The sequence below is a fragment of the Pseudomonas sp. 2hn genome, assembly GCF_019646095.1.
GTDB classification, from domain to species: Bacteria; Pseudomonadota; Gammaproteobacteria; order Pseudomonadales; family Pseudomonadaceae; genus Aquipseudomonas; species Aquipseudomonas peradeniyensis.
The window spans coordinates 573,518-594,375 of sequence record NZ_CP081016.1 but is presented as its reverse complement, the minus strand read 5'-3'; the positions used below and the strand labels follow the sequence as shown (position 1 = coordinate 594,375).

General features: G+C 67.1%; 24 protein-coding genes. 10 read left to right on the top strand and 14 right to left on the bottom strand.

Going from position 1 to position 20,858, the window contains the following annotated elements; genetic code table 11:
- The first annotated feature begins 195 nt into the window (after positions 1-195).
- Positions 196-2,091 carry a 1-deoxy-D-xylulose-5-phosphate synthase gene (gene dxs, locus K2O50_RS02845; protein WP_050707160.1) on the top strand — a complete coding sequence of 632 codons (1,896 nt, stop codon included), beginning with the start codon at positions 196-198 and terminating at the stop codon, positions 2,089-2,091.
- 76 nt (positions 2,092-2,167) lie between these two features.
- On the top strand, positions 2,168-4,054 hold the full coding sequence (locus K2O50_RS02840) for a TonB-dependent receptor domain-containing protein (protein WP_220689967.1): 1,887 nt from the start codon (positions 2,168-2,170) through the stop codon (positions 4,052-4,054).
- Here K2O50_RS02840 and K2O50_RS02835 read toward each other — a convergent pair.
- From K2O50_RS02835 to nrdR, 12 genes are all read right to left on the bottom strand, one after another.
- Positions 4,032-4,844 (bottom strand): cobalamin-binding protein, encoded by an 813-nt coding sequence (locus K2O50_RS02835; RefSeq protein WP_050703591.1) that lies wholly within the window; start codon positions 4,842-4,844, stop codon positions 4,032-4,034. The genes K2O50_RS02840 and K2O50_RS02835 overlap by 23 nt on opposite strands.
- Positions 4,844-5,263 (bottom strand): hypothetical protein, encoded by a 420-nt coding sequence (locus tag K2O50_RS02830; protein WP_050703590.1) that lies wholly within the window; start codon positions 5,261-5,263, stop codon positions 4,844-4,846. The genes K2O50_RS02835 and K2O50_RS02830 overlap by 1 nt, the downstream gene beginning before the upstream one ends.
- Positions 5,260-5,877 (bottom strand): GTP cyclohydrolase II, encoded by a 618-nt coding sequence (gene ribA, locus K2O50_RS02825; RefSeq protein ID WP_050703589.1) that lies wholly within the window; start codon positions 5,875-5,877, stop codon positions 5,260-5,262. The genes K2O50_RS02830 and ribA overlap by 4 nt, the downstream gene beginning before the upstream one ends.
- A 261-nt stretch (positions 5,878-6,138) precedes the next feature.
- The gene (locus tag K2O50_RS02820; RefSeq protein ID WP_050703588.1) at positions 6,139-6,876 is read right to left on the bottom strand and encodes an ABC transporter substrate-binding protein; all 738 of its coding nucleotides are present in this window, start codon (positions 6,874-6,876) and stop codon (positions 6,139-6,141) included.
- A 16-nt stretch (positions 6,877-6,892) separates the two neighbouring features.
- Positions 6,893-7,396 (bottom strand): phosphatidylglycerophosphatase A, encoded by a 504-nt coding sequence (locus tag K2O50_RS02815; RefSeq protein ID WP_023632630.1) that lies wholly within the window; start codon positions 7,394-7,396, stop codon positions 6,893-6,895.
- Positions 7,393-8,349: a thiamine-phosphate kinase gene (gene thiL, locus K2O50_RS02810; protein WP_050703587.1), complete on the bottom strand. Its 957-nt coding sequence runs from the start codon at positions 8,347-8,349 to the stop codon at positions 7,393-7,395. The genes K2O50_RS02815 and thiL overlap by 4 nt, the downstream gene beginning before the upstream one ends.
- Positions 8,350-8,367: 18 nt before the next feature.
- On the bottom strand, positions 8,368-8,868 hold the full coding sequence (nusB, locus tag K2O50_RS02805; RefSeq protein ID WP_028690278.1) for a transcription antitermination factor NusB: 501 nt from the start codon (positions 8,866-8,868) through the stop codon (positions 8,368-8,370).
- Entirely contained in the window at positions 8,865-9,341 is a 477-nt protein-coding gene (ribE, locus tag K2O50_RS02800) for a 6,7-dimethyl-8-ribityllumazine synthase (RefSeq protein WP_003255395.1), read from the bottom strand. The genes nusB and ribE overlap by 4 nt, the downstream gene beginning before the upstream one ends.
- Positions 9,342-9,432: 91 nt before the next feature.
- Positions 9,433-10,524 (bottom strand): bifunctional 3,4-dihydroxy-2-butanone-4-phosphate synthase/GTP cyclohydrolase II, encoded by a 1,092-nt coding sequence (gene ribBA / locus K2O50_RS02795; protein ID WP_050703586.1) that lies wholly within the window; start codon positions 10,522-10,524, stop codon positions 9,433-9,435.
- Between the two features lie 18 nt (positions 10,525-10,542).
- The gene (locus tag K2O50_RS02790; protein WP_050703585.1) at positions 10,543-11,208 is read right to left on the bottom strand and encodes a riboflavin synthase; all 666 of its coding nucleotides are present in this window, start codon (positions 11,206-11,208) and stop codon (positions 10,543-10,545) included.
- Positions 11,209-11,249: 41 nt separating this feature from the next.
- Complete coding sequence (gene ribD / locus K2O50_RS02785) at positions 11,250-12,377, bottom strand: bifunctional diaminohydroxyphosphoribosylaminopyrimidine deaminase/5-amino-6-(5-phosphoribosylamino)uracil reductase RibD (protein WP_050703584.1); 1,128 nt, start codon at positions 12,375-12,377, stop codon at positions 11,250-11,252.
- Positions 12,378-12,379: 2 nt separating this feature from the next.
- Complete coding sequence (nrdR, locus tag K2O50_RS02780) at positions 12,380-12,844, bottom strand: transcriptional regulator NrdR (protein WP_009685710.1); 465 nt, start codon at positions 12,842-12,844, stop codon at positions 12,380-12,382.
- Between the two features lie 105 nt (positions 12,845-12,949).
- Here nrdR and K2O50_RS02775 point away from each other — a divergent pair, with 105 nt between their 5' ends.
- Genes K2O50_RS02775 through trxA form a run of 3 tightly spaced genes read left to right on the top strand, consistent with a single transcriptional unit; the run spans position 12,950 to position 14,981 of the window.
- Positions 12,950-13,402 carry a hypothetical protein gene (locus K2O50_RS02775; protein ID WP_050703583.1) on the top strand — a complete coding sequence of 151 codons (453 nt, stop codon included), beginning with the start codon at positions 12,950-12,952 and terminating at the stop codon, positions 13,400-13,402.
- Positions 13,403-14,062 (top strand): methyltransferase, encoded by a 660-nt coding sequence (locus tag K2O50_RS02770; RefSeq protein ID WP_050703582.1) that lies wholly within the window; start codon positions 13,403-13,405, stop codon positions 14,060-14,062.
- A 31-nt stretch (positions 14,063-14,093) separates the two neighbouring features.
- A complete protein-coding gene (trxA, locus tag K2O50_RS02765; protein ID WP_050703581.1) occupies positions 14,094-14,981 on the top strand; it encodes a thioredoxin in 888 nt (295 codons plus the stop codon).
- Between the two features lie 163 nt (positions 14,982-15,144).
- On the opposite strand, the gene K2O50_RS02760 is transcribed toward trxA, so the two are convergent.
- Positions 15,145-15,489 (bottom strand): hypothetical protein, encoded by a 345-nt coding sequence (locus K2O50_RS02760; RefSeq protein WP_050703580.1) that lies wholly within the window; start codon positions 15,487-15,489, stop codon positions 15,145-15,147.
- A 135-nt stretch (positions 15,490-15,624) separates the two neighbouring features.
- Between K2O50_RS02760 and K2O50_RS02755 the strand changes: the two genes are divergently transcribed.
- The 5 genes from K2O50_RS02755 (at position 15,625) to K2O50_RS02735 (ending at position 19,599) form a co-directional block, all read left to right on the top strand.
- Positions 15,625-16,200 (top strand): DUF2796 domain-containing protein, encoded by a 576-nt coding sequence (locus tag K2O50_RS02755; RefSeq protein WP_050703579.1) that lies wholly within the window; start codon positions 15,625-15,627, stop codon positions 16,198-16,200.
- Complete coding sequence (locus K2O50_RS02750) at positions 16,201-16,911, top strand: ABC transporter ATP-binding protein (RefSeq protein WP_050703578.1); 711 nt, start codon at positions 16,201-16,203, stop codon at positions 16,909-16,911.
- A complete protein-coding gene (locus K2O50_RS02745) occupies positions 16,911-18,176 on the top strand; it encodes an ABC transporter permease (RefSeq protein WP_110738037.1) in 1,266 nt (421 codons plus the stop codon). Before K2O50_RS02750 ends, K2O50_RS02745 begins: the two co-directional genes overlap by 1 nt.
- A gap of 60 nt (positions 18,177-18,236) precedes the next feature.
- The gene (locus K2O50_RS02740; protein WP_050703576.1) at positions 18,237-18,806 is read left to right on the top strand and encodes a DUF3299 domain-containing protein; all 570 of its coding nucleotides are present in this window, start codon (positions 18,237-18,239) and stop codon (positions 18,804-18,806) included.
- A gap of 109 nt (positions 18,807-18,915) precedes the next feature.
- Positions 18,916-19,599: an OmpW family protein gene (locus K2O50_RS02735; protein WP_028690266.1), complete on the top strand. Its 684-nt coding sequence runs from the start codon at positions 18,916-18,918 to the stop codon at positions 19,597-19,599.
- Here K2O50_RS02735 and K2O50_RS02730 read toward each other — a convergent pair.
- The gene (locus K2O50_RS02730; RefSeq protein ID WP_220689966.1) at positions 19,587-20,807 is read right to left on the bottom strand and encodes an MFS transporter; all 1,221 of its coding nucleotides are present in this window, start codon (positions 20,805-20,807) and stop codon (positions 19,587-19,589) included. The two genes, K2O50_RS02735 and K2O50_RS02730, sit on opposite strands and share 13 nt — an antisense overlap.
- Positions 20,808-20,858 lie beyond the last annotated feature (51 nt).

The window sequence follows — 20,858 nt, the reverse complement described above, 5'->3', positions numbered from 1 at the left end:
AGGGGTGCGCAGCAGCCCCGGGATTTCAGCCTTGACGCAAAGATTGCCGGGGCCGCTGTGCGGCCCTTTCGCGACACAAGGCCGCTCCTACAGGATCTCTGCCGCACCGGTGGCCCTCATACACCCGTCCGAATGGGCAGCTTTTCCTACAATGGGGTAAACTGCCGCGTCTTCACACCTATAACGACACGCCTGATGCCCACGACGTTTCAAGAGATCCCCCGCGAACGCCCGGTCACGCCATTGCTGGACCGCGCCGACACGCCCGCCGGCCTGCGCCGGCTGGCCGAAGCCGACCTGGAGACCCTGGCCGACGAGCTGCGCCAGGACCTGCTCTATACCGTGGGGCAGACCGGTGGGCATTTTGGTGCAGGCCTGGGCGTCATCGAGCTGACGATCGCCCTGCACTACGTCTTCGACACCCCGGATGACCGGTTGGTGTGGGACGTCGGCCACCAGGCCTACCCGCATAAGATCCTCACCGGTCGCCGCGAGCGCATGCTCAGCCTGCGCCAGAAGGACGGCATCGCCGCCTTCCCGCGCCGCAGCGAGAGCGAGTACGACACCTTCGGCGTCGGTCACTCCAGTACCTCGATCAGCGCCGCCCTGGGCATGGCCATCGCCGCCCGCCTGCAGAACGATCCGCGCAAGTCGATCGCCGTGATCGGCGACGGCGCGCTGACCGCCGGCATGGCCTTCGAGGCGCTGAACCATGCGCAGGAAGTGGATGCCAACATGCTGGTCATCCTCAACGACAACGACATGTCGATCTCGCGCAATGTCGGCGGCCTGTCCAACTACCTGGCCAAGATCCTCTCCAGCCGCACCTACGCCAGCATGCGCGAAGGCAGCAAGAAAGTGCTGTCGCGCCTGCCCGGGGCCTGGGAGATCGCCCGGCGCACCGAAGAGTACGCCAAGGGCATGCTGGTGCCCGGCACCCTGTTCGAGGAACTGGGCTGGAACTACATCGGCCCGATCGACGGCCACGACCTGCCGACCCTGATCGCCACCCTGCGCAACATGCGCGACCTCAAGGGCCCGCAGTTCCTGCACGTGGTCACCAAGAAGGGCAAGGGCTTCGCCCCGGCCGAGGTCGACCCGATCGGCTACCACGCGATCACCAAGCTGGAGCCGGCCGACAAACCAGTGGCGCCGAAGAAGGCCAGCGGGCCGAAGTATTCCGCCGTGTTCGGCCAGTGGCTGTGCGACATGGCCGCCGCCGACAACCGCCTGGTGGGCATCACCCCGGCGATGAAGGAAGGCTCGGACCTGGTCGACTTCAGCGAGCGCTACCCCGAGCGCTACTTCGACGTCGCCATCGCCGAACAGCACGCGGTGACCTTTGCCGCAGGCATGGCCTGCGAGGGCGCCAAGCCGGTGGTGGCGATCTACTCCACCTTCCTGCAGCGTGCCTATGACCAACTGATCCACGACGTGGCGGTGCAGGACCTCGATGTGCTGTTCGCCATTGACCGCGCCGGCCTGGTCGGCGAGGACGGCCCGACTCACGCCGGCGCCTACGACCTGTCCTATCTGCGCTGCATCCCCGGCATGCTGGTGATGACCCCCAGCAACGAGAACGAGCTGCGCAAGATGCTCAGCACCGGCCACCACTACAAGGGCCCGGCCGCCGTGCGCTACCCGCGCGGCACCGGCCCCAACGCGCCGATCAGCGGCGACCTCGAGCCACTGGAGATCGGCAAGGGTGTGGTCCGCCGCCAGGGCGGCAAGGTCGCCCTGCTGGTGTTCGGTGTGCAGCTGACCGAGGCCCTGCAGGTGGCCGAGCAGATCGACGCCAGCGTGGTCGACATGCGTTTCGTCAAGCCGCTGGACGAGGCCCTGGTACTGGAGATGGCCGCCAGCCATGAGTTGCTGGTGACCATCGAGGAGAACGCCATCATGGGCGGCGCCGGCGCTGCCGTCGGCGAGTTCCTGGCCCGCGAGGGCGTGGTCAAGCCGCTGCTGCACCTGGGCCTGCCGGACATCTATGTCGAGCATGCCAAGCCTGCGCAGATGCTGGCTGAGTGTGGGCTGGATGTGGCCGGGATCGAAGCCTCGGTCAAGGCCCGCATGGCCAAGCTAGGCCTTTAAGACCCAATCGCGGGGCAAGCCCGCTCCCACGAATGCCTGGCAGGTTTCGTGGGAGCGGGCTTGCCCCGCGATTGCAATGGAACTGCCCATGAAGATCCGCGCCCTCCCCCTGCTCTGCCTCCCCGCCGCCGCCCTGGCCGCCGAACCCTCCCGCGACGACGCCCTGAAGCTTCCCGACGTACTGATCAGCGCCAGCCGCCAGGTCGAGTCGCGCACCGCCACCAGCGCCGCCAACACGGTATTCACCCGTGCCGATATCGACCGCCTGCAACCCAGCGGCGTCACCGACCTGCTCGCCCGCGTCCCCGGCGTGCAGGTGGCGCCCACCGGCGGTCGCGGCAGCCTGCCCGGCATCTTCATCCGCGGCACCAAGGCCGCCCAGACCCTGGTGCTGGTCGACGGCGTGCGCATCGCCAACGCCACCTCTGGCGACAGTGGCCTGCAGTTTCTCGACGTCGACCAGATCGAACGTGTGGAAGTGCTGCGCGGCTCGCGTTCAGCGATCTACGGCAGCGACGCCATTGGCGGGGTGATCCAGATCTTCACCCGCCGTGGCGATGGCCAGGGCCTACAACCGCGCCTGCGCCTGGCGGCCGGCAGCAACCAGACCTGGCAACGCAGCCTGGGGTTGTCGGGCGGCGATGACGCGACCCGCTTCAACCTCGGCGCCAACCTGGACGAAACCGCTGGCATCGATTCGACCGGACCGTCGTATGCCAGCGATGGCGACCATGACGCCTATCGCAACCGCTCGCTCAATCTGAACCTGAGCCATGCCTTCAACGAGCGTTTTGAAGCCGGCCTGAACCTACTCGACAGCCGAGGACGCAGCGAGTACGACAATCCCTTTGGCCGCTTCGACATGGCCACTTTCCAGAGTTTCGGCCAAAAGCCCTATACCGATTTCACGGTCAGCAGCCTGGGTACCTACCTGGACGCCCAGCTCACCGAGGCCTGGCATTCGCGCCTGGAGTTGGGTCACAGCGAAAACCGCGACGACAAACGCGACAAGCTCAGCGATGAGCGCTTCGTGTTCAACACCTATCGCGACCAGGTGATCTGGCAGAACGACTTCGTCGTGGATGAGCACAACAACCTGCTGGCGGGGGCCGACTGGTATCAGGATCGCGTCCACGCCAGCACCGACTTTACCGAGGACAGCCGCTTCAATCGCGCCGTGTTCATCCAGCATCGCTTCACCGGTGAACACTTCTCCACCGAATTGGGCGTGCGCCGCGACCAGAACCAGCAGTTCGGCGGCCAGACCACCTGGAGCGGCAGCGTAACGGTACCGGTCAATGTCGACAACGATGTTTTGCTGTCCTACAGCGAAGGTTTCCGCGCACCGACGTTCAACGATCTGTACTACCCCCAGTACAGCAACCCGAACCTCGACCCCGAGCGCTCGAAAAGCTACGAGCTGCAGTGGCGTAGCCAACTGAGCAAAGAAAGCCGCCTGGAGGCTTCGCTGTACCGCACCGACCTGCGTGACGCGATCATCTTCGGCGCAGGCTCCATCCCCCGTAACGTGGCATCGGCCCGGATCAGCGGCTTTGAGCTGGGCCTGGAGCAGCAGTGGGGCGAATGGCGCAGCCAACTGGGCCTGGCCTTGATCGACCCACGCGATCGCGACAGCGGGCACACCCTCGCCCGCCGCGCCCGACGGACCTTGAGCCTGGATCTGGATCGACAATTCGAACGGTTCAGCCTGGGCGGTAGCTGGCAGGCGGTGAGCGGCAGCTACGATGACGAGGCCAATCGCAATGCGCTGGGTGGCTACGGCCTGCTTGGATTGCGTGGAGGCTGGGCTGCGAGCGACGAGGTTCGGCTAGAACTGAAACTCGACAACCTGCTGGACAAGCCATACAGCCGTGCCCTGTACAGCTTCGATGGCAGCCAGTACGGCTATCGCGAAGAAGGCCGCACCTGGCTGCTGAGCCTTACCTGGACCCCGTCCCTCTAGCCTCCAGCAACGCGCACAGCCGGGCGGTGGCCTCGATCATCTGCCCGCTGGGCCGCTCCAGGCCCTTGTCCGGTACCACCAGCAAGCCTTCCTCCTTCACCGCGCTCAGCTGCGGCCAGCGACGCCAGCTGGCCAGCTGCGCCGCGTCACCCGCCAGGATCACCTCGGGATCGCGTAGCAGCACCGACTCCACGCTGACTTGCGGCGCGGGCTGGGTCAGGTCATCGAACACATTGCGCGCCCCGCAGACGCGCAGGGCATCGCTGACCACCTGGCGCCCGCCCAAGGTGTACAGCGGCTTGTCCCAGACCTGGTAGAACACCCGCAGCGGCGTGTCGCGCCGGTAGCGTTCCCGCAGCGCTTGTAGTCGCTCACGCAGGCCGGCGGCATAGGCATGGCCCTGCTCATCCCGCCCGAGGCGCCGGGCGATGGCTTCGATCTGCTCGATCAACTGGTCGAGGTCGCCGGGCTCGCCGCTGAACGTGGCGAAAGCCAGGCGCTTGAGCTGGTCGCGCTGGGCCGGCGCGACGCTGCCAGGCCAGAGCAGCAGCAGGTCAGGCTTGAGACTGAGCAGGCGCTCCATGTCCAACTGGCCATGGCGCCCGACCGAGGGCAGAGCCTGAAGGCTCGGCGGACGCTCACCCGCGTCCAGCAGGCCCACCAGCAGGTCGCCGGCCTCCAGCTCGAGGACGATCTCGGTCATCGACGGCGCCAGGCTGACCACACGCGGTTCGGCCTCGGCCAAGGTGCCCAGGCACAGGAGCGCTAGGAAGGCGAGGGACGCCCGCATCAGCCGAGCTGGCGCGGGATACGGTAGAGGTACAGCACCACCACGGTGGACAGAGCAAGGAGGATCTGCGGCACCGCCTCCAGCCCGACCAGCACCGACAGCGCCGCGACCCAGGCGGGGAAGCAGGCGAACAGCATGGCCAGGCGCCTGACCCGCGCCAACTCGATCCAGGCAGCGGGTTCATCCGGCGTGCCCAGCTGCTTGTCGGTGGCGATCAACGCCCGCTTGTAGGCACCGAAGCGCGGCAGGCTGAGGAACATGGTCGCAGCCCCGGCGATGAACAAGGGCATGGCCAGCACCGGGATCAGCGGCTCTCCACCGCCAAACGCCCAGGCCATTATCGGCAACGGCAACAGGCCCACGGCCAGGTACTGCCACCAGGCCAGGGCCAGCCGCCGCTTCACCTCGCCGCGGGTCACGCCTGGGGCACCTCGCCCTGGTGCTTGTTGCCCATCATATGGCCAAGCTTGTCGGCCTTGGTGGCCAGGTACAGGCGGTTGTGCGGGTTGTGGCCGGTGTGCAGCGGCACGCGCTCGGCGACCTTGATGTGCATGTCGGTCAACGCCTTGACCTTGCGCGGGTTGTTGGTCATCAAACGCAGCGACTTCACGCCCAGGTGCTCGAGCATCGGCAGGCACATGGCGTAGTCGCGCTGGTCGGCGGCGAAGCCCAGGCGCTCGTTGGCCTCGACGGTGTCGGCGCCGCCATCCTGCAGCTCATAGGCGCGGATCTTGTTCAGCAGGCCGATGCCACGGCCCTCCTGGCGCAGGTACAGCAGCACGCCACGGCCTTCGCGAGCGATGGCCTGCAACGCGGCTTCGAGTTGCGAGCCGCAGTCGCAGCGCTGGCTGAACAGCGCATCGCCGGTCAGGCACTCGGAGTGCAGGCGCCCCAGCACCGGCTCGCCGTCCGCGATGTCACCCAGGCTGAGCACCACATGCTCGCGGCCAGTGGCTTCGTCGAGGAAGCCATGCATGGTGAAGATCGCAAAGGGAGTCGGGAGTTTAGAGGCGGCAACAAAGACGACGGGCACGTTGTGCTCCTGGATAGTAGGATTTTTCAGATCGGCCGATTGTATCAGCAGCCCGGCGCAGGTGCGCAGGAGGAATATGGTGGCTTAAGATCGAAATGTTCGATGCTTATGGAACAAGGACCCAATCCTGTAGGAGCGGCCTTGCGCCGCGAAAGGGCTGCGCAGCGGCCCCAGATTCCGAGCCACCCTCGAAATTGCTGGGGCCGCTACGCAGCCCTTTCGCGGCGCAAGGCCGCTCCTACATGAACAGCGACACAAGCCTCAATGCGGCTGGCTATCCACCGTGAACGGATACGGCTGCTTCCAGCGCTCGAAGATCGGCTTCAACTCACCGCTGCGTACCAATTGCGCCATGCGCCGGTCGAACAGGTCACGCAAGGCCTCGCCCTGCGCACTGCGCCTGAAGGCCAGGTACAGCGGCAGCTCGGCGACATGGGTGCTGCGAAAACGCTGTGGCTCGGGCGCCTGACCGAGCACGTACTCGACCTCGGTCTGCGCATCGATGTAGAAATCCACCCGGTCATGCTCGAGCATGGGCAATATGCCTTCGCGGCGCTGAACCTCGCGGAAATTGTGGACGTTGGGCAGATAGCTGGCGTAGTCGTAACCACGCACCCAGGCCAGGCGGTACTGGCCGATGGTGTCCAGCGTCGGCTGCGGCTTCCCGGCCAGACCCAGGGCATAGATATGGTCCAGGTCGAAATGCCAGCGCGGATAGAGATTGTCGTCGTTCTCTTCCTTGTAGGAGCCGACCCAGGCATCTGCCTCGCCCCGCTTCACCAGGCCGACCGAGCGGCTGTACGGCGCGCTCAGTACCTTGACCTTGACGCCGGCCGGCTCGAACACCTTGCGCAGCACGTCCCAGGCCAGCCCGCTGCCATCGGCGTTGGTGTAGTCGAGCCACTCCTCGCTGACCAGGCGCACCTGCTGCTCCTGCGCCATGACGCCGGGCGCCGCCCAGAGCAGTACCCACGCCAGTAACACACTCCTCAAGGCCATCGCAACGCTCCCTGTATCAGGCCACCGCCCACACCAGAACCTGCATGCCCAGCCAGGCGAACACGCCGGCCAGGATATCGTCGAGCATGATCCCGAACCCACCATGCACATGGCGATCGACCCAGCGGATCGGCCACGGCTTGAGGATGTCGAAGAAGCGGAACATCAGGAACCCCGCCAGCAGCCACTGCCAGCCTTCCGGCACCAGCCACAGGGTGATCCACATGCCGACGATCTCGTCCCAGACAATGCCCTCGTGATCGTGCACGCGCAAGTCGTTGGCCACCTTGCCGCACAGCCACACGCCGAACAGCATGCTGATGCCCAGCAGCAGCCAGTAGCCCCAGTCGGGCAGCATCTGCCACAACGGGATGAACGGCAGCGCCACCAGCGAGCCCCAGGTACCGGGGGCCTTGGGCAAAGTGCCGGAGCCGAAGCCGAAGGCGATGAAGTGCCACGGGTTGCGCCAGACCGAAGGCGGAACGAACTCCGCAGGCACCTGGTTGGGGTGGTCGGTCACGGTGTCTCCCTGAAATGTTGATAGCCCCGCTGCACGGGGGTGATGTCCTGGCCCTGCGGGTCACGCAGGGTCACGCCCTGCCCTTGCAGCACACGCCCGATGACGTGCACCTCGCGGGCCAGGGAGGTCAGTGCGCTTTCCGGCAGGGTGAAGGCCAGCACGTAGTCGTCGCCACCGGTGAGCGCCGCCTGCACTGCCGCCTCGCGCCCCAGGAAAGCCTGTAAAGGAGCAGACACGGGGACCTGCGCCAGGTTCACCTCCAGCGCGACGCCGGACGCCTTGGCGATATGCCCGCAGTCGGCCAGCAGGCCGTCGGAGATATCCAGTGCTGCCGTGGCCAGGCCGCGCAGGCGCTCGCCCAACTGCAGCTGGGGCAAGGGCGACCAGTAGTGCTCCAGCAGCGGGTCGGCCACCTCGGCAGCCGCCCCGCGCTCGCCCAGCACCAGCGGCAAGGCCCCCGCCGCGTTGCCCAAAAAACCGCCGACGCACAGCAGGTCGCCCGGCTGCGCGCCGCTGCGGCGCAGGGCCTGGCCTGCCGGTACCCGGCCGAACACGGTCACGGTGATGCTCAGCGGCCCACGGGTAGTGTCACCGCCGATCAAGGTCATGCGGCAACGGTGGGCCATGCGGCCGAGGCCGTCGGCGAAGGCTGCCAGCCAGTCCGGGCCGAATTCGGGCAGGGTCAGGGCGAGGGTGAAGCCGATGGGCGTGGCGCCCATGGCCGCCAGGTCGCTGGCCGCCACGGCGAGCGAACGCTGGCCCAGCAGCAGCGGGTCGCAGACTGCAGGGAAATGCACAGCGGCCACCAGCGTGTCGGTGGAGATCGCCAGCTGCTCGCCGGCGGGCAGGTCCAGCAGGGCACAGTCGTCGCCGATCCCCAGGGCCACGCCCTCGCCGCCCTGCGCACAAGGCGCGGCGGCGAAGTAGTGACGGATCAGCTCGAACTCACCCATGGCTGGTCAGCGCCGCGATCAGCGCTTGTTCGCCTTGACTTCCGCTTCACGCAGACGCGGAGCCAGCTTGTCCAGCACGCCGTTGACGAACTTGTGGCCGTCGGTGGCGCCGAAGACCTTGGCCAGTTCCACGCCTTCGTTGATGACGACGCGGTACGGCACGTCGACGCGCATCATGAACTCCCAGGTGGACAGGCGCAGCACGGCCAGCTCGACCGGGTCGAGTTCTTCCAGCGGCGTATCCAGGCAAGGCTTGAGCGCCTCGTCGATCTCGACCTTCTTCGCCGGGACCCCGTGCAGGATCTCGCGGAAGTAGGCGCCGTCGACATCGGAGAAATCGTTATCGACCCGGAACTGCGCTTCCACTTCGTTCAGCGAGTGCTTGGCCATGTGCCACTGGTAGAGCGCTTGCGTGGCGAGCTTGCGGGCTTCGCGACGCTTGGCGCTCTTCGAGGGCTTGCCGGCATCCGCAGGTTTTGGATCGCGCGGGTTGAAACGATCGCTTTCGTCGCTAATCACTTGGCCTCCAACTGCGCCAGCAGACTGACCATTTCCAGGGCCGACAGGGCAGCTTCGGCACCTTTGTTGCCGGCCTTGGTGCCGGAACGCTCGATGGCCTGCTCGATGGAGTCGACGGTCAGGACGCCGAAGGCCACCGGAACACCGAACTCCATGGACACCTGGGCCAGGCCCTTGGTGCACTCGCCCGCCACGTATTCGAAGTGCGGGGTACCGCCACGGATCACTGCGCCCAGGGCGATGATCGCGTCATAAGCACCCTGCTGGGCGACTTTCTGCGCTACCAGCGGGATTTCGAACGCGCCCGGGGCACGGATGATGGTGATGTCGCTTTCGCTGACGCCGTGGCGTACCAGGGCATCGACTGCACCGCTTACCAGGCTTTCGACGACGAAGCTGTTGAAGCGGCCAACCACCAAAGCATAGCGACCTTTGGGGGCGATGAAGGTACCTTCGATGGTCTTCAGGGTCATTCCGGAGTTCTCATCTTCAAGAGCGAGGCCGCGCGGTGGCGGCCTCGGGAGGGTTTTGACTCGAGTCTATGGGCGATCAGGCCGCCTCAAGTCACTCGGAGGGCACGTATTCTACAACTTCCAGATCGAATCCGGATATCGCATTGAACTTCATCGGCGAACTCATCAGGCGCATCTTGCGCACGCCGAGGTCGCGCAGGATCTGCGAACCGGCACCGACGGTGCTGTAGGTGGTCGGCGCTTTCGCCGGGGCATCGCCCGCGCTCTCGCGGATATGCGCCAGCAGCACGTCGCCGTCCAGCGGGTGGCCCAGCAGCAGCACCACGCCGCTGCCGGCCTCGGCCACGGCGCTCATGGCCGCGCGCAGGCTCCAGCGGCCCGGCTGCTTGACCATCAGCAGGTCGCGCAGCGGGTCCATGTTGTGCACACGCACCAGGGTCGGCTCTTCGGCGCAGATCTTGCCCAGGGTCAGGGCCATGTGCACGTCGCCCTCCACCGCGTCACGGTAGGTGACCAGGTTGAACTGGCCCAGCTCGCTCTCGATCGGCTGCTCGGAGACGCGCTGCACGGTGCGCTCGTGGATCATGCGGTAGTGGATCAGGTCGGCGATGGTGCCGATCTTCAGGCCGTGCTCGGCGGCGAACACTTCCAGCTCGGCGCGGCGCGACATGGTGCCGTCGTCGTTCATCACCTCGCAGATCACGCCGCTTGGCTCGAAGCCGGCCATGCGCGCCAGGTCGCAGGCCGCCTCGGTGTGGCCGGCACGGGCCAGGGTGCCGCCGGGCTGGGCCATCAGCGGGAAGATGTGGCCGGGGCTGACGATGTCCTCGGCCTTGGCGTCCTTGGCGGCGGCGGCCTGCACGGTGCGGGCGCGGTCGGCGGCGGAGATGCCGGTGGTGACGCCTTCGGCGGCCTCGATCGACACGGTGAACTTGGTGCCGAAGCCCGAGCCGTTGCGCGGCGCCATCAGCGGCAGCTTGAGCGTTTCGCAGCGCTCGCGGGTCATCGGCATGCAGATCAGGCCACGGGCGTGCTTGGCCATGAAGTTGATGTGCTCGGGCAGGCAGCACTCGGCCGCCATGATGATGTCGCCTTCGTTCTCGCGGTCTTCGTCATCCATGAGGATGACCATTTTGCCCTGGCGGATGTCTTCGACCAGTTCTTCGATGCTGTTGAGCGCCACGCGGCACCCCCTTCTCAATCAGGATTTCAAGAAGCCGTTGGCGGCCAGGAAGCTTTCGGTGATGCCACTGCCTTTGCTCGGCTCGGCGGCCTTGTCGCCCAGCAGCAGACGCTCCAGGTAACGGGCCAGCAGGTCGACCTCAAGGTTCACCCGACGCCCTGCGCGGTAGTCGGCCATGATGGTTTCGGACAGGGTGTGCGGGACGATGGTCAGCTCGAACTCGGCGCCATCGACTTCGTTGACCGTCAGGCTGGTGCCGTCGACGGTGATCGAGCCCTTGTGGGCGATGTACTTGGCCAGCTCCTTGGGCGCGCGCACGCGGAACTGGATGGCGCGGGCGCTATCGGCACGCGAGACGATCTCGCCGACGCCGTCGACGTGGCCGCTGACCAGGTGGCCGCCCAGGCGGGTGGTGGGGGTCAGGGCCTTTTCCAGGTTGACCCGGCTGCCGCTCTTGAGATCGACCATGGCGGTGCGCTTGAGGGTCTCGACGCTGACGTCGGCCCAGAAGCCGTCGCCGGGCAGCTCGACGGCGGTCAGGCACACGCCGTTGACCGCGATGCTGTCGCCCAACTTGACGTCGCCCAGGTCGAGCTTGCCGGTCTCTACGTAGACGCGCACGTCACCGCCCTTGGGGGTGAGGCTGCGGATGGTGCCGATGGATTCGATGATGCCGGTGAACATGGTGTTCTCCTAGATACGGGCTGCGCGAGGCAAGCCTGGCATTATACGCCGGGGGGCGGCAGGGGGATGGCAGTGACTCGCCAGTCATCGCCGACCGCGCGCATTTCGGTGATCTTCAGTCGCGGCGCCTCGCTCATTCTCGACAGCGGCCAGTCCAGCAACGGACGGGCGTCGGAGCCGAGGAAGGTGCCGGCGACGAACAGCTGGTACTCGTCGACCAGGCCCTGGCGGGCGAAGGCGCCGACCAGGCCGGCGCCGGCCTCCAGCAGGATTTCGTTGACCCCGCGCCCGGCCAGGGTGCGCAGCAGTGCAGGCAGGTCGACGCGACCCTCGCTGCCGGGCAGGTTGATCAGTTCATGGCCGGCGGCCGCGTAGCGCGGGTCTTCACCGGCGGCGGTCACCACCAGCGCCGGGCCGGCCTGGAAGAACGGTGCGTCCAGCGGCAGGCGCAGGCGCCCGTCGACCAGCACGCGCAACGGCGGACGCGACAGGGCCAGGGCGGTGAGGGCGTCATCCAGGCCCAGTTCCTCGCCGCGCACGGTCATGCGGGCCTGGTCGAACAGCACGCTCTCGGCGCTGGTCAGCACCACGCTGGAACGCGCGCGCAGGCGCTGCACCGCGGCACGCGCCGCAGGGCCGGTGATCCACTGGCTTTCGCCGCTGGCCATGGCGGTGCGGCCGTCCAGGCTCATGGCCAGCTTGGCGCGCACGAACGGCAGGCCCTGCTCCATGCGCTTGAGAAACCCCGGGTTGAGCGCGCGGGCCTCGGCCTCGAGCACGCCGCTGGCGACTTCGATGCCGGCTTCGCGCAAACGCCGCAGGCCATTGCCGGCCACTTGCGGATTGGGGTCCTGCATGGCCGCCACCACCCGCGCCACCCCGGCCTTGACCAGCGCCTCGGCGCACGGCGGCGTGCGGCCATGGTGGCTGCAGGGTTCGAGAGTGACGTAGGCGCAGCCGCCGCGGGCGCGCTCGCCGGCCTGGCGCAAGGCATGGACCTCGGCGTGCGGCTCGCCGGCGCGCACATGCCAGCCTTCGCCGACCACCTCGCCGTCACGCACGATCACGCAACCCACGCGGGGGTTGGGGTGGGTGCTGTACAGGCCCTTGCGGGCCAGTTCCACGGCGCGGGCCATGTAGTGGGCGTCGAGAATGGCTTGGCTGGACATGCTTACTCTTTAGCCGGCTCGCGGGCCAGACGGTCGATTTCTTCGCGGAATTCGTCGAGGTCCTGGAACCGCCGGTAGACCGAGGCGAAACGGATGTAGGCCACTTCGTCGAGCTTGCGCAGCTCGGCCATCACCATCTCACCGACCACCAGCGACTTCACTTCGCGCTCGCCGGTGGCGCGCAGGCGGCTCTTGATGTGCGCCAGCGCCGCTTCCAGGCGCTCGACGCTGACCGGGCGCTTTTCCAGCGCGCGCTGCATGCCGGCACGCAGCTTGTCTTCGTCGAAGGGCTGGCGCGTGCCGTCCTGCTTGATCAGCCGGGGCAGGACCAGCTCGGCGGTTTCAAAAGTAGTGAAGCGCTCGCCGCAGGCGACGCATTCGCGCCGGCGACGCACCTGTTCGCCCTCGGCGACCAGACGCGAGTCGATGACCTTGGTGTCGTTGGCACCGCAAAACGGACAGTGCATGGTGGCAGGCAACAAAAAAAGGGAGGGCCATGGTAGCGCATTGCACTGGCAAGACAAGCCAAAGGGTTTACCATCCATGCAAATCTGCCCGTGAAGGACTACCCCATGCACCCTCGAGCGCTCGTCGTGCTGTGTTGCGCCGCCCTGCTCGCCGCCTGCGGCAGCGACCGCCCCAAGCCGGAACAGGCCCCGGCCCCGGTGCCGGCCAAGGTGGCGAAGAAAACCGAACCCCTGGGCCCGCTGCCGGCCTACCAGCGCGAGCTGAGCGGCACCCTGCTGGACATCCCGGCGGGCGCCGACGTGGAGCTGGCCCTGCTGGTGATCGACGAGCGTGGCCGGCCACAGCAACTGCTGGCCAGCAGCACCCTGAGCGGCACCGGCCAGGCCCTGCCCTACCGCCTGCGCTTCAACCCCGAAGCCTTCCCCGCCGGTGCCCGGGTCGAACTGCGCGGCCGCGCCAGCCGCTCCGGCCAGCTGATCCTGCACCTGCCGCCGGTGCGCATTGCCCAGGCCCAGACCCAGGCCACCGGCCCGCTGCGTTTCGAAAAGGCACCCTAGATGGCCCCGGCAATCCTGCAACAGGCCCTGAGCGGCCTGATCGGCGAAGCGCGCCTGATCGTCAGCGAGCTGCCCGGGTGCGACCTGAAGCTCTGGTTGATCGACGACCAGAACATGGATCGCGAATTCACCCGCGAGGAAACCCGGCGCATTCTCGAGGAGCCACCTTACTGGAGCTTCTGCTGGGCCAGCGGCCTGGCCATGGCGTGCTACCTGGCCGAGCACCCGCAGTGGGTGCGCGGCAAGCGCGTGCTGGATTTCGGCGCAGGCTCCGGCATCGCCGGGATCGCCGCAGCCCGGGCCGGCGCGCTGGAGGTGGTGGCCTGCGACCTTGATCCGCTGGCCCTGGACGCCTGTCGCGCCAACGCCGCGCTGAACGGCGTGACGCTGAGCTACAGCAGCGATTTCTTCGCCGAGGCCGACCGCTTCGACCTGATCCTGGTCGCCGATGTGCTCTACGACCGCGCCAACCTGCCGCTGCTGGACGAGTTCCTCAGCCGTGGTCGCCAGGCGCTGGTGGCCGACTCGCGGGTGCGCGACTTCAGCCACCCGCTGTACCGCCCGCTCGGCGTGCTCGAGGCGCTGACCCTGCCGGATCTGGCCGAGCCGCACGAATTCCGCCGGGTCAGCCTGTACCATGCCAGCCGCGAGCCCTTATAGTGAGGGTATTCACGGATTTGCGAGAGTTGCGATGAGCCAAGCTTCTGATAACAAAGATGTGCCGTACATCTTCGATGCCACCGATGCCAACTTCCAGCAACTGGTCATCGAGAACTCCTTCCACAAGCCGGTGCTGGTCGACTTCTGGGCCGAGTGGTGCGCGCCATGCAAGGCGCTGATGCCGCTGCTGGCGAAGATTACCGAGGGTTATCAGGGCGAACTGCTGCTGGCCAAGATCAACTGCGACATCGAGCAGCAGGTCGTCGCCCAGTTCGGCATCCGCAGCCTGCCGACCGTGGTGCTGTTCAAGGACGGCCAGCCGGTCGACGGTTTCGCCGGCGCCCAGCCCGAGTCGGCCATCCGCGCCATGCTAGAACCCCATGTGCAGATGCCCGCGCCGCCCGCCGCCGCGCCGCTGGAGCAGGCCAAGGCGCTGTTCGCCGAAAGCCGTTTCAGCGAAGCCGAGGCGCTGCTGCAGGTGCTGCTGGGTGAAGACAACAGCAATGCCGAGGCGCTGATCCTGTATGCCCGCTGCCTGGCCGAGCGCGGCGAGCTGGGCGAGGCCCAGGTGGTGCTCGACGCGGTCAAGACCGACGAGCACAAGGCCGCCCTGGCCGGCGCCAAGGCCCAGCTGACCTTCCTGCGCCAGGCCGCCAGCCTGCCGGAAGCCGCCGAGCTGAAGAGCCGCCTGGCGCAGAACCCACAGGACGACGAGGCGGCCTACCAGCTGTGCATCCAGCAGTTGGCGCGCCAGCAGTACGAGGCCGCGTTGGATGGGCTGCTGAAGCTGTTCCAGCGCAACCGCGCCTACGAGAACGGCTTGCCGCAGAAGGCGCTGCTGCAGGTGTTCGAACTGCTGGGCAACGCTCACCCGCTGGTCAGTGTGTATCGCCGCAAGCTGTCCGCTGCGCTGTTCTGACGCCACGGCAAGGCAAACCCGTGGGAGCGGGCTTGCCCCGCGATCACCGGCGAAGCCGGTGCCACTACCCAATCGCGGGGCAAGCCCGCTCCCACGCTGATCCAGTCAAATCAACAATTCATATTTAGTTCCAGGAGAACTGGCTTGCCCCGGGATGTATCGCTCAGCCCACCCAGCGATACACCGGCGCGTCCACGCCGCTTTCCACCTTCACCTCACTGCTGTGGCGCAAGCGCACCAGCAGCCGCTTGCCCGCCGCCATGCTCCCGGCCAGCCCTTCCAGGCGCTCCAGCAACTCCGGCCCGCTCATCTGCCCCGCCTGGCGCAGCACGTCACGCGCCGCCACCCACTGCCCGTCATCCTGCCGAGGCGCCGGGCTGCCGCTGACCGGCTGAGTCTCGACAGCTGCCGGCACTTCCAGCCGACGTCCCAGCTGCGCCCACTCTTCCGGCGCCAGTTCGACGGTCAGGTCCACCGGCCATTCACCGATCTGTCCACGAATTCTCACGATAGGTACCCTGCCTCCAGTCTCGATGCCGCCATGCTCCCACGAACATGAAACCTGTGCCAGGCAGGCTGGCGGGGCAAACAACAATTGTTATAACATCACAAAATCTTTCCCAAGCCGCCTGTGGAGCCGTCCATGCGTCGTCTGTTGCTCGCCCTGCCCTTCGCCCTGCTGCCCCTGGCCGTGGCCCAAGCCCACGACGACCACGATCATGACCACGCCCATGGCACCCTAGGTGCCCACGAGCATGGCGTGGCCAAGCTCAACGCAGTGCTCGACGGCAACACCCTCGAACTGGAACTGGACAGCCCGGCGATGAACATCGTCGGCTTCGAGCACGTGGCCAGCAGCGATGCCGACAAGGCCAAGGTCACCGCTGCCCGCCAACAGCTCGAACAGCCCCTGAAACTGTTTGGCGTTGCCCCGGCCGCCGGTTGCAAGGAAGACGCCCAGGAGCTGGAAAGCCCGCTGTTCGGTGACGCCGCCCAAACCGACGAGGATGGCGACAGCCATGAGCACGGTCACGCCCACGCCGACGTCAACGCCCACTATCAGCTGACCTGCGCCACCCCGGGCAAACTCACCCAGATCGATCTCGGCCCGCTGTTCAAGACCTTCCCGCAGACCCAGAAGATCAACGTGCAACTGATCGGCCCCAACGGCCAGAAAGGCATCGAGGCCACCCCCGCCAAGGCCGTGGTCGCGTTCTGAATGAACCAGCCGCTGATCGAACTGCATGACCTGGTGTTCGCCTGGCCCGGCCAGGCGCCGCTGCTGGAAATCCCTGCATTTCGCCTGGAGCCCGGCGAGGCGCTGTTCCTCAAGGGCCCCAGCGGCAGCGGCAAGACCACCCTGCTCGGCCTGCTGGGCGGCGTCAACCGCCCCGGGCAAGGCAGCATCCGCCTGCTTGGCCAGGACCTCGCGGCCATGGGCCAGGGCGCGCGCGACCGTTTCCGGGTCGATCACACCGGCTACATTTTCCAGCAGTTCAACCTGCTTCCGTTCCTGTCGGTGCGGGAGAATGTCGAGCTGCCCTGCCGCTTCTCGAAAAGCCGCGCGGCCCGCGCCGCCCAGCGCCATGGCAGCATCGACCAGGCCGCTGCCCAACTGCTCGCCCACCTGGGCCTGGACGACCCGACCCTGCTCGCCCGCCGCGCCGACAGCCTGTCGATCGGCCAGCAGCAGCGGGTTGCCGCGGCACGGGCGCTGATCGGTCAGCCCGAGCTGGTGATCGCCGACGAGCCCACCTCGGCCCTCGACGCCGATACCCGCGAGGCCTTCATCCGCCTGCTGTTCGACGAGTGCCGCGACGCCGGCGCCAGCCTGCTGTTCGTCAGCCATGACCAGAGCCTGGCGCCGCTGTTCGACCGGCACCTGTCCCTGGCCGAGCTCAACCGCGCCGCCAAGCCCCGGGAGGCCTGATGTACCTGCTTCGCCTTGCCCTGGCCAGCCTGGCCAACCGCCGTTTCACCGCCCTGCTCACCGCGTTCGCCATCGCCCTGTCGGTGTGCCTGCTGCTGGCCGTCGAGCGGGTGCGCACCGAGGCCCGCGCCAGCTTCGCCAGCACCATCAGCGGCACCGACCTGATCGTCGGCGCCCGCTCGGGGTCGGTGAACCTGCTGCTGTACTCGGTGTTCCGCATCGGCAACGCCACCAACAACATCCGCTGGGACAGCTACCAGCACTACGCCAGCGACCCGCGGGTGAAATGGGCCATCCCCATCTCCCTGGGCGACTCGCACCGTGGCTACCGGGTGATGGGCACCACTACCGACTACTTCAGCCATTACCAGTTCGGCCGCCGCCAGCACCTGGCACTCGACCAGGGCCGGGCGTTCGCCGACGATCCGTTCGAGGTAGTGCTCGGCGCCGAAGTGGCCGAGGCGCTGCACTACAAGCTCGGCGACAAGCTGGTGCTGGCGCATGGCGTAGCTGCCATCAGCCTGGTCAAGCATGACGACAAGCCGTTCACCGTGGTCGGCGTGCTCGAGCGCACCGGCACCCCGGTGGACCGCACCCTGCACATCAGCCTGGCCGGCATGGAGGCGATCCATATCGACTGGCACAACGGCGTGCCGGCCCGTGGCGCCGGGCGCATCAGTGCCGAGCAGGCCCGCACCATGGACCTGCAGCCTGCCGCCATCACCGCCTTCATGCTCGGGCTCAACAGCAAGATCGCCACGTTCAGCCTGCAGCGCGAGATCAACGAGTACCGCGCCGAACCGCTGCTGGCGATCCTGCCCGGCGTGGCCCTGCAGGAGCTGTGGAGCCTGATGGGCACGGCGGAGCAGGCCTTGTTCGTGGTGTCGCTGTTCGTCGTGCTCACCGGCCTGATCGGCATGCTCACGGCCATTCTCACCAGCCTCAACGAACGCCGCCGGGAAATGGCCATCCTGCGTTCGGTGGGTGCCCGACCCTGGCATATCGCCGGGCTGCTGGTGCTCGAGGCGCTGGCCCTGGCGCTGGCGGGCATCGCCGCCGGGCTGGGGTTGCTGTACGCGGGCATAGCCCTGGCCCAGGGCTATGTGCAGGCCAACTATGGGCTATACCTGCCACTGGCCTGGCCGAGCGCCCACGAGTGGACCTTGCTGGCCATCATCCTCGGCGCGGCGCTGCTGATGGGCAGCGTGCCGGCCTGGCGCGCCTATCGGCAGTCGTTGGCCGATGGTTTGTCGATTCATCTGTAAGAGACAGACATGACTCCAGACCTCACCGCCCTCTTCGCGGGTAAACCCGCTCCCACAGGGATGGCCTCACCTCCTGTGGGAGCGGGTTTACCCGCGAAGAAGGCAACACCGATCATTCAGTACTTGCTGCTCGCGATCATGCTGATGACTTCGCTGCCCCTGTGGGCCGCCGACCCTCGCGAACTGGACTGGCCCGCCCTGATCCCCGAGGGCGCGCCGGTCATCCCGCCACAACTGACGCCCCTGCACGACCTGTCGCAGATCAGCGACGCGCTGTCCGCCGAGGCGGCCCCCGCCGCCAGCCAGCAGGCGCCCAACGCGCCGGTGGTGAAAACCCTGGACGGCCAGCAGGTGAAGATCCCCGGCTACATCGTGCCGCTGGAGGTCAGCGAGGAAGGCCGCACCACCGAGTTCCTCCTGGTGCCCTACTACGGCGCCTGCATCCATGTGCCGCCCCCGCCGTCGAACCAGATCGTGCATATCTTCAGCGAGATGGGCGTGCGCATCGAAGACCTTTACCAGCCCTACTGGATCGAGGGCACGATGCAGGTCAAGGCCAGCAGCAGCGAGCTGGCGGATGCCGGTTACCAGATGGAAGCAGAGAAAATCTACGCTTACGAGCTGAAGTGAGCACTGCGTCACCCCGATAGCACGGCTTCTTTGAGCTGGGTCAAACTTTCTGTTTAGTCGGCTTCGTACCATTGGACTACTCGATTACTCACGTCCTCTGGGAGCTTCCATGAACAAGTCCTTGCTCGGTGCCTCGCTCGTCGCGTTGGCGCTTGCAGCCCCTGTCGCCCACGCCCACCAGGCGGGGGATTTCATCCTCCGCGCCGGCGCCATCACCACCGCGCCCAACGAGAACAGCGGCGACATCAAGCTCGACGGCGCCAAGGTCTCGGGCACCAAGGCGACCCTGGACAGCGACACCCAGCTGGGCCTGGCCTTCGCCTACATGCTCACCGACCACATCGGTCTCGAGCTGCTGGCCGCCACCCCGTTCCAGCACAAAGTCGGCGTCAAGGGCCTCGGCCCTGGCCTGGACGGCAAGCTGGCCGACATCAAGCAACTGCCGCCGACCCTGTCGCTGCAGTACTACCCGATGGCGCCGTCCTCGAAGTTCCAGCCGTACGCCGGCGTGGGCATCAACTACACCATGTTCTTCGATGAAGACCTGACCAGCGACCGCAAGGCCCAGGGCTTCAGCAACATGAAGCTGAAGGACTCGGTCGGCATCGCCGGCCAGCTGGGTATGGACTACATGCTCACCGACAACCTGCTGCTCAACGCCGCAGTCTGGTACGTCGACATCGACACCAAGGCCAGCATCGACGGCCCGAGCGCCCTGGGCGTCGGCAAGACCAAGGTCGACGTCGATGTCGATCCGTGGGTCTACATGGTCGGCATCGGCTACAAGTTCTGATTCGCAGGCGGGCCTGCTCCCTCCGGAGCGGGCCCGCCATGCATCGTCTCGACACTCCAGAGATACCCCCAGTAGCCCCAGGCTAGCGCGCTTATCCCCGCCCCGACCCCGCACACCGCCACCCATCCCCACTGCCCGTACACCCAGGTCGCCACGACCGCTCCCACCCCGCTGCCGAGTGAGTAGCAGCACATGTAGGCGCCGACCAGCCGGCTGGCCATCTCGCCGCGCCCCGCCAGCAGCAGACTCTGGTTGGTCACATGCACCGCCTGCACGGCCAGGTCCAGCATCAGAATCCCGATTACCAGCGCCAGCAATGACTGCTCGAGGCAGGCGATGGGGAGCCACGACAGGGTCAGCAGGCCCAACGCCCAGCCAGTCACCCGCCGTCCATGCCCCTGATCGGCCAGACGCCCGGCACGCGATGCCGCCAGCGCCCCCGCCACGCCGGCCAGACCGAACAGCCCGACTTGCGTGTGATCCAGCGCCAGTGGCGCGGCGCTCAAGGGCAGCACCATCGCACTCCACAGCACGCTGAACGCCGCGAACACCAGCACCGCGAACAGTCCGCGCTGACGCAGCAGGCGGTCATGTCGATACAGCCGCAGCACCGATGCCAGCAACGCCCGATAGCGCTGCCTCTGCCCCTGCGGCCTGGCAGCGGGCAAGCGCCAGGCGAGCAGCACCGCCATTGCCAGCGCAAGCACCGCCGCCACGCCATACACACCCTGCCAACCGAGCAGGTCGGCCACTGCGCCCGATATCAGGCGCGCCGAGAGGATGCCCAGCACCACGCCGCTGGTCACCGTGCCCACCGCCTGCCCCTGTTCGGCGGGCGTGGCCAATGTGGCGGCATGCGCCACCATCACCTGCACCACCACCGCGGCCAGGCCGACCAGGGCCATCGCGGCCAGCAGCACGGCCCAGTCCACGGCAAAGGCCACGGCCAGCAAGGCGCCGGACGAGACCAGTAACTGGCCGAGGATCAGCCGCTTGCGATCGAGCAGATCCCCCAGCGGCACGATCAGCAGCAACCCCAAGGCATAGCCGGCCTGGGTCATCCCCACTACCAGGCCGGCGCGGGCGCTGCTCACCCCAAGGCTCGCCGCCATCGACTCCAGCAGCGGCTGGGCGAGATACACCGTGGCCACGGCCAGTGCGCAGGCGGCGGCCAACAACAACGTCAATCCACGGGTGAGCGTCGACATCGGAGACTTCCTTTCAAGTCTGGTTTCAATTTAAAACCACATGACTGGCTT